The following is an 8,483-nucleotide window of genomic DNA, read 5'->3' on the forward strand; positions in this document are numbered from 1 at the left end:
AGACACACGGGATGCGTTGTACTTCGGAAGCCTCATTGCAGTCTTTATTTTATTAACTAAAACGGTTATTGGTAGCCGTAAATGGTAATTAATTGATTTGAAAAGAAGACAAGATCTTATTCAATTAGTACTTGGACTTACCATTATTATTGGTTTAAACATTGTCGGTTCATTCTCCTTTTCACGACTAGACCTAACCACTGAAAAGAGATACACTTTATCCAAAGTCACGAAAGACTTGCTATTAAATCTAGATGACATTATCTACTTCAAAGTATACTTAGAAGGCGAATTTCCTTCTCATTTCAAGCGACTAAGGAATAGCACAAAAGAAATGCTCGATGAATTCAAAGTGTACGGAGGAAGAAATATTCAATATGAATTTATCGACCCTTCTGCGAATAAAAACAAAAAGAGAACAAAAAAAATATACGAGAATTTAGCATCGTCTGGATTAAAACCCACTTCCGTTGAAGTTCAAAATGAATCTAAATTTTCTCAGCAAGTAATCTTTCCAGGAGCGATAATTACCTATATCGACAGGCAGGTACCGTTAATGCTTCTACAAGAACAAATGGGAATTAGTCCTGAACAGCAAATAAACAACTCCATCCAAACACTCGAATATGGCTTGGCAAACTCCATCCGAAAACTCGCCGTTTCTGCTAAATCAAGAGTAGCTTTTATTGAAGGTCATGGTGAACTAACGGCGCAAGAAACAGCAAGTATCACTAAAAGTCTTGATGAATACTATCTCGTAGAGAGGATTACATTGAATGGACAATTAAACAAGCTGAAGCTTATTGATGCGATCATCATCGCAAAACCAGAAGAAGAATTCCTAGATAAAGACAAGTTTATTATCGATCAGTTTATCATGAAGGGTGGTAAGGTAATGTGGCTGGTGGAATCTGTTTCAACTAATATAGATAGTCTTTCTATAAAGGGCGAAACAATGGCAGTTGGGATTAATCAAAATATTTCCGATCAATTATTTAAATACGGAGCGAGGGTTAATACCGACATCATTGAAGACCTTCAATGCGCTATTATCCCAATGATGGTTCCGATGAAAAAAGACATTAAACCATTCCCTTGGATTTACTATCCATTAATAACCAATACATCCTTCCATCCAATGGTTAAGAACCTTAATGCCATTAAATGTCAATATGCAAGTTCCCTTGATACCGTTGAGGCAAAAGGAGTAAAAAAGACTTTTCTCTTGAGGTCATCAAAATACTCACGAGCGGTAAGAGCTCCTCTTCCTATCCATTTAAAAGTTGCATATATGAAGCCAAATCCTGCAGCGTACAACGATCCATATCAAAATATTGCGTTATTACTTGAAGGAGAATTTACATCCGTATTTAAGAACAGACTTACAAAGCAAATCTCTAAGGATGAGAATTTAGATTACAGAGAAACAAGTAAAAAAACCAAAATGATAGTTGTTTCTGACGGCGATATAATAAGAAACGAAGTATACAATAATGGCGACATTTTACCATTAGGTAAAGAAAGATTGACCGGCCAAGAATATGGTAACGTAGATTTTTTCCTAAATGCAATGAATTATTTAACCGATAATATCGATATGCTTTCTGTAAGGTCTCGTGAATTAAAAATGAGGCTGCTCGACAAAACTATTTTGGAAAAACATAAGTTAAAATGGCAACTCATAAATACTGCCCTTCCAATACTATTGGTAATTAGTTTCGGTTTTCTGCAAGTTTATTTCAGAAAAAGAAAATATAGTTAAGCATGAAAAAAAATATTCTACTAGCGATTATCGCAGGAATTGTAATAATCGGTGTAATTCACAACCTAACATTATCTAACCGCGCTAGCAAAGACTTAACAGACTTTTCTGTGGCAGATACTTCTTTGGTAACAAAGTTATTCTTAGCCGACCAAAAAGAAAATAGGATCACAATTGAGCGACAAGAAGACGGAACCTGGCGAGCAAACGACGAGTATGTTGTTAGACCTGATGCCGTTGAAATTATCCTCTCTACACTTTCAGACATCGAAATAAAACGACCTACTTCAAAAGCTGAGCGACAAACAATAATTAAGCTTCTAGCAACAAATAGTGTCAAACTAGAAGTCTATCAAGGCAATGAATTAGTTAAGATATATTACGTGGGTACAGCTACAAAAGAAGGCAAAGGTACTTTCATGCTGCTTAGCGATACTGAAACGGGTAAAAATGCGAAGTACCCATATGTAGTTAATATACCAGGGTTTTCAGGCGATGTCCAATCTCGATTTTTCACAGACATCAATAAGTGGAGAGATGTTTCCATCTTTAATTACGGCATTGGAAATATTTCCGAAGTATCTATTAAGCATAACTCTAATAAAGAAAAAAGTTTTAGAATAAGACAAGAGAAGGGATCCTTCACAGTTACAGACTTTGAAGAGAACGTGGCCAACAATATCGATACGTCCACTATCCAGAGCTATTTAAATTTATACAACCATACTTCTATGGAAGGGTTTATAAACTTTATGAAAGTGAAAGATTCAGTAATGAATACAACTCCTTTCCTTACCATTACAGCTAAAGATTTCAACGATGATATCACCATATTAGACGCTTATTTGATAATAAAAAGAGACTATCGAAAAAATGATCCTAAAGCAACGGTTGCCGATTTGGACAGAATGTACGGGAGACTAAGGAAAAACGGAAGAACAGATTTTGTACTAATTCAATATTTCACATTCGACAATCTAACAGTCGATATTTCCAAGTTCCAAAACGACTCTATTGTTAATAAGTAATCGCTAACTTTTCTACCGAAATATTAAATTTGCTGGTACAAAACCGACAATAAATAAAGAGATGAAATTCATTGTATCAAGCACATCATTGCTTAAGCAGCTTCAAGCGATAAGCGGTGTTCTAAGCACCAACAACACATTACCAATTTTAGATAACTTCTTATTTGAAATCGGCCAAAACTATCTTTTAATATCTGCTTCTGATTTAGAAACTACTATTTCAGCAAAAATTACGATTGAAGCAAAAGAAGATGGCAACATCGCAATTCCAGCGAGATTGCTTTTAGATACACTTAAAACATTTCCTGAGCAACCCTTAACTTTTGACATAAATTTAAAGACTAACAGCATTGAAATATCGTCTGATTTCGGAAAATACAAATTGGCTGGACATAATGCTGATGAGTTCCCTAAACTTCCATCTATCGAATCCCCTGCATCTATTGAGATCAAACCAGAAGTACTTGCAGATGCACTTAATAGCACTCTATTCGCTACAGGAAACGATGAGCTTCGCCCAGTAATGTCTGGAGTACTTTGCGAAATTTCTCCCGATGATGTGATCTTTGTTGCTACAGATGCGCATAAATTGGTTAAATACAGAAGAACAGATTCAAGCGCTGATGATTTAAGTTCTTTTATTCTCCCAAAGAAACCTCTTACGTTGTTGAAATCTACATTGGGATCTGTTGATGGCGTTGTGAAAATAGAATACAACAAATCAAATGCCTTGTTTTCGTTTGGCAATATCAATTTAATATGTCGATTGATTGATGGTAATTATCCAAATTACTCGGCTGTAATACCAGACCAAAACCCAAACAAATTAGTAATTGATAGAACTACTTTATTAGGATCCATAAAACGTGTTTCAATCTTTTCGAACAAAACAACGCACCAAGTAAAGCTTAACATTAAGGGAAGTGAATTACAGATCTCTGCAGAAGACTTAGATTATGCGAATGAAGCGAATGAGCGTTTAACCTGTGAATACAGTGGCGAAGACTTAGAAATCGGCTTTAATGCCCGGTTTTTAGTTGAAATGTTATCTAACATGGATTCGGAAGAAATTGTAATGGAATTATCTACACCCAATAAAGCAGGAATAATTCTTCCACAGAATGATAGTAATACAAACAAAGAAGTTTTAATGCTCATCATGCCAGTAATGCTGAATACATAAAGGGGTTGAACCAACTCATATTTCTTGCTCTATCTATAATTATCGATTACTATTTTTATCAAGCGATAAAGATTACAACGTACAAACTACCCAAGAGCTATCAAAGACTCCTTACGGTAACATATTTTGGCTTTACCATACTTAGTGGCCTTTCTGTTCTGATCCACTTATTTTGGATCAATTATCATTCCTGGCCACTTATTCTTAAGGTATACATCCCGGGAATTGCAATGACTTTCTTACTATGTAAATTCATTGGGCTCTTCTTTGTAATTATAGATGACTTACTATTTATTTCACGAAAAATTCTGCGCAAGATCAACCCTTCTCAGAAATCATCAACGAATAATATTTCAAGAAGGTTATTTTTAAACAGAGCGGCAATTGTAGCAATGGCTTTACCTTTTATATCCTTTCTATATGGAATTATTCAAGGAGCCTTTAGCTATGACGTTAAAAGAGTAACCTTGAAGCTTAAGAACCTGCCGCTAGGTTTCGAAGGCTTAAAAATTGTTCAGATATCCGATTTACATACCGGTAGTTTTATTTCCAATAATCCAATCCAAGAAATCACAGATTTAGTTAACGAGCAAGGTGCTGATCTAATTCTATTTACTGGAGATTTAGTGAATGAAAGATCGAGTGAGGCAAGACCATACTTATATACCCTGAGCAAATTAAAGGCACCCATGGGTGTTTTTTCAATTCTGGGCAACCATGATTACGGCGATTATTTTAAATGGGACAGCGAATCAGACAAAACTGAAAACCTAAAAGAAATGAAGCAATATCATAAAGATATGGGATGGAATCTACTGCTAAACGAAACAGCTATCTTAGAAAAAGGTAATGATAAAATTGCTCTAATTGGAATGGAGAACTGGGGCAAAGCAAAGCGATTTCAAAAACTAGGTAGCGTTAGGAAAGCAAAAAAGGGAAGCGAAAATATGCCTGTAAAATTATTGATGAGCCATGACCCCTCCTATTGGGATTACCATCTACAAAACAAAACAGAAGATATCGATGTTACTTTCGCTGGTCATACACACGGCATGCAATTCGGAATAGATATCCCGAGATTTAAATGGAGTCCATCGAAATACTTCTATAAACAATGGGCAGGATTATACTCGGATGGCAAGCAACAACTATATGTAAACCGAGGAGTTGGATTCTTGGGGTACCCCGGGAGACTGGGTATATCACCAGAAATCACGGTATTTAATCTAGAAAGAGGTTAGAAGAAATCTATTCTACCCTTTCCTCTTCCTTGAAATATTCCTCCTCCCATTTCGGAAGTTTCTCTCTAATAACGCCTTGGTTATAATAAATCAATGACTCGTTAAATTTATACTTCGATTTATTCTCGGCAATCATATCGATCATATCATTAATTGTATCTCTGTTTGTCTTAAAAAAGGCATCTAAATATTTAGGATCGCTCATCCTACGCATTTCAATTAAAAAGGCGCGAGCAAAATCATCGTCTTTAAAAAAATCGGAACAATTATAGCCAAGACTTGGAAATTTGACAAAAACTCTTCTCACGGTATCACTTGGATTCGCATCATAGCCAATTGGTTCAATCACATCATTTTGAGCATTGTAATAAAAGCGCCTATTGTTCCAACAGTTAGCATGACCAGTATTAACGATATTGGATACCGCCCAAAAACGAGCCATCTTCTCAACATCAAATGCTTGAGATGTGGAAATACTATCACTTCGCCATTTTTTTAAAATTTCGGTAGCTCTTTCAAAATACTTTATTCGCTGAGGGTCTTTCTTAACCACATTTTTATTCATCACTTCAACCTCCGCATTATGATACACTTCTAACGATCTTTTCGCCCCTACATTTGCAAGCATTAAGGGTGCCCATTCATCTTCATTAAAACGAACTACAACCGTTCTTTCGACCTTATTTGTTTTAAAAATATCGTCCGAAAAATATTGTTCCATATTGTAATATTTCAAGTCCTTTCCATTAATAAATACTTTCACAAATCGAAAATCCAATGACATTACCCCCTCGGCTCTTAGCATCCTATGAAAAAGCCATTCATTCATATAATTCCGTGTATATGGCGGCTGCAGTGCGAATTCAGACAACCCGAACATAGTTTCTTCTTCAGCCATTTTAACTCGAACAGAATACCTATTACCACCCCAATGGTCTTCTAAATCTCCTTTAAGCTTTAACTTAATAACTATTGAATCTCCATTATATCTTAATTTTGCCCTTTGATATTTCTTCCCTTCACTTTTAAGAAGACCTATTTCCTTCGCTTTTGTTCTTTGCTCATCAAAGTAACCCATGGCCTCGTCTCCTATTTCCAAATAAAACTCAACCCGCGGAGACTTGTTCATATTCGTAGACTCTACAACCAAATTATCTTTTGCAGAAACAGTATCCACTTGATCACAATTTGAAAACAATTGCATCAAAATCAAGAAGATTATCAATTTGAAATTTAATTTCATGGTGGCAGTATTCTAAATTAATTATGAAATTGGACTAGGCCATCAATTGGTTTGCGCAATACATTCCCAAGAGTCAAACCATTCATTTCCAATACTTCTTTCAATTGATCTTTGAAATAATATGCTACCGAACCTACAAAATGAATTGGCACATCCTTGGCTTCTTTGTAACACATAACATGTATATCCACAAAGGCAGAAAATGCATCAACAACTATTTTCTGTGCATAATTACTTCCTATATTCTCCGATAAGAATGGTGCAAACGAAGCCAAATAAACATTAACATTAGGTTTCTTGAGAGTATTATCCAGGATAGAATTTTTATCAACCCCATACTTTTCAAGAAAGGCATTTGAAAGAGAAAGAGGCATCTTTTTATACAAAAAATCCGAGAGTAACCGCTTTCCCAAATAGCTACCACTTCCTTCATCCCCAAGAACAAACCCTAATGCAGGTACTTCTTCTCTTGCATCCACTCCATTAAAGAAAACTGAATTTGATCCAGTTCCGATTATACAGGATATACAAGAGTCTCCATCATACGTAGCAAAAACGGACGACAAAGCATCGTGCTGAACAGACACAAGTGCATTACTGAAAACTGCAGACAATCCAGTAGAAACAACCTCTTTCAAATCATCACTTGAACAACCAGCCCCATAATAGTGCACTTCAGCAATTTCATCAACATACTTTACTAAACCAGGCTCGTTTTGAATAATATTTTGAATAAATTCTGCGTCATGAAAAAATGGATTCAGACCCATCGTATTGACATCAATGCGAACACTGTCGTCAATAACAACCCAATCACATTTAGAAGATCCAGAATCTGCTATTAATTTCATCATATCTTATTCATTCAAAAGTAAATAAATGGGCGTGATAAATGGACTATTTTTACTGTCATTTCGTACAATACTAAACCAAACTTTACAATATTAGCTTGTGAGATTCATTAATTTAATAATTGTCCAACTTCTATTCGCACATATTATCATCGCCCAACCCGATAATGAAATTAAAAAGAATAAATCTACTGTAATAATTATAGGTGGAGGAATGGCTGGATTAAGTGCTGCGAAGCATTTAAAAGATAATGGAATAAACTGCCTGATACTCGAAGCCCAAAATAAAATTGGCGGCAGAATAAGCACTAATCGCGATTTGGGTTTCCCTATTGATGAAGGAGCAAGTTGGATTCATGGGCCAATAAATAATCCGATCACGTCACTTGCCGAAAAAAGTGGCGCTACTACAATCCTTACTAATGATGATAATGTAATCGTTTACGACACTAATGGTGTAGCATATCATGACGAAATACTAGATAGAAAAGAGAAAGAATTTAAAAATGCGTTGAAGCTTGTAAAACGCTCTGGTACTTTTAATAAGAGTTTTGAATCCGTTTTCAACTCTATCTATGAAGACGAATCGAATGATCCTTTGTGGAAATTCATGCTTTCATCCTATTTAGAATTTGACACAGGAGGCGATATTTCAAGATTATCTTCCACTTTTTTCTACGACGACAAAGACTACCGCGGAGAAGATGTATTTATAAAAAACGGCTACGACAAACTCACTTCTTTTCTTTCCGACTCACTAAATATTAATCTAAATCAACGCGTAGTCGACATTAACTATACGGATGAAGTGATTACAGTAAAGACAGCAAATCATATTTTTTTGTGCGATTATGTTCTTGTAACTGTACCTCTAGGTGTTCTTAAAAATAATACCATTTCATTCACACCAGACTTGCCACACAAAATGACTGAAGGGATTAGTCGACTTGAAATGGGAACCGTAAATAAATTTGTCCTCGTTTGGGACACTATATTTTGGGATAAGCAAATTGACTACATAGGTATTGCCCCATACACTAAAGGAAAATTCAACACCTTTTTAAACATGTATAAAACCAATCAAGTTAACGCACTCATGACGTTCACATTCGGAAAGTATTCCGACTTAACGGAAAGCTATTCCGACGATGAAATAATAAAAGAAATTATGAGTC

The 8,483-nt window shown here is 35.4% G+C and carries 7 protein-coding genes; 5 read left to right on the top strand and 2 right to left on the bottom strand.

The window, feature by feature from the left end; genetic code table 11:
• Positions 1-97 precede the first annotated feature (97 nt).
• The 4 genes from gldG to HRT72_03685 all read left to right on the top strand — a co-directional run bounded on the left by gldG (position 98) and on the right by HRT72_03685 (position 5,214).
• Positions 98-1,762, top strand: a complete 1,665-nt coding sequence (gene gldG / locus HRT72_03670) for a gliding motility-associated ABC transporter substrate-binding protein GldG (protein NQY66805.1) — start codon at positions 98-100, stop codon at positions 1,760-1,762.
• A gap of 2 nt (positions 1,763-1,764) precedes the next feature.
• Positions 1,765-2,790 (top strand): DUF4340 domain-containing protein, encoded by a 1,026-nt coding sequence (locus HRT72_03675; GenBank protein NQY66806.1) that lies wholly within the window; start codon positions 1,765-1,767, stop codon positions 2,788-2,790.
• A gap of 61 nt (positions 2,791-2,851) precedes the next feature.
• The gene (gene dnaN, locus HRT72_03680) at positions 2,852-3,973 is read left to right on the top strand and encodes a DNA polymerase III subunit beta (GenBank protein ID NQY66807.1); all 1,122 of its coding nucleotides are present in this window, start codon (positions 2,852-2,854) and stop codon (positions 3,971-3,973) included.
• Between the two features lie 5 nt (positions 3,974-3,978).
• Positions 3,979-5,214, top strand: coding sequence for a metallophosphoesterase (locus tag HRT72_03685; GenBank protein ID NQY66808.1), 1,236 nt, complete (start codon positions 3,979-3,981; stop codon positions 5,212-5,214).
• Between the two features lie 7 nt (positions 5,215-5,221).
• Here HRT72_03685 and HRT72_03690 read toward each other — a convergent pair whose 3' ends face one another.
• Positions 5,222-6,457: a hypothetical protein gene (locus tag HRT72_03690; GenBank protein ID NQY66809.1), complete on the bottom strand. Its 1,236-nt coding sequence runs from the start codon at positions 6,455-6,457 to the stop codon at positions 5,222-5,224.
• A gap of 17 nt (positions 6,458-6,474) precedes the next feature.
• On the bottom strand, positions 6,475-7,311 hold the full coding sequence (locus tag HRT72_03695; GenBank protein ID NQY66810.1) for an N-acetylglucosamine kinase: 837 nt from the start codon (positions 7,309-7,311) through the stop codon (positions 6,475-6,477).
• 97 nt (positions 7,312-7,408) lie between these two features.
• Between HRT72_03695 and HRT72_03700 the strand changes: the two genes are divergently transcribed.
• On the top strand, positions 7,409-8,483 hold a 1,075-nt coding region (locus HRT72_03700; GenBank protein NQY66811.1), incomplete at its 3' end, for an FAD-dependent oxidoreductase.

The organism is Flavobacteriales bacterium, assembly GCA_013214975.1.
Classification (GTDB): Bacteria; Bacteroidota; Bacteroidia; order DT-38; family DT-38; genus DT-38.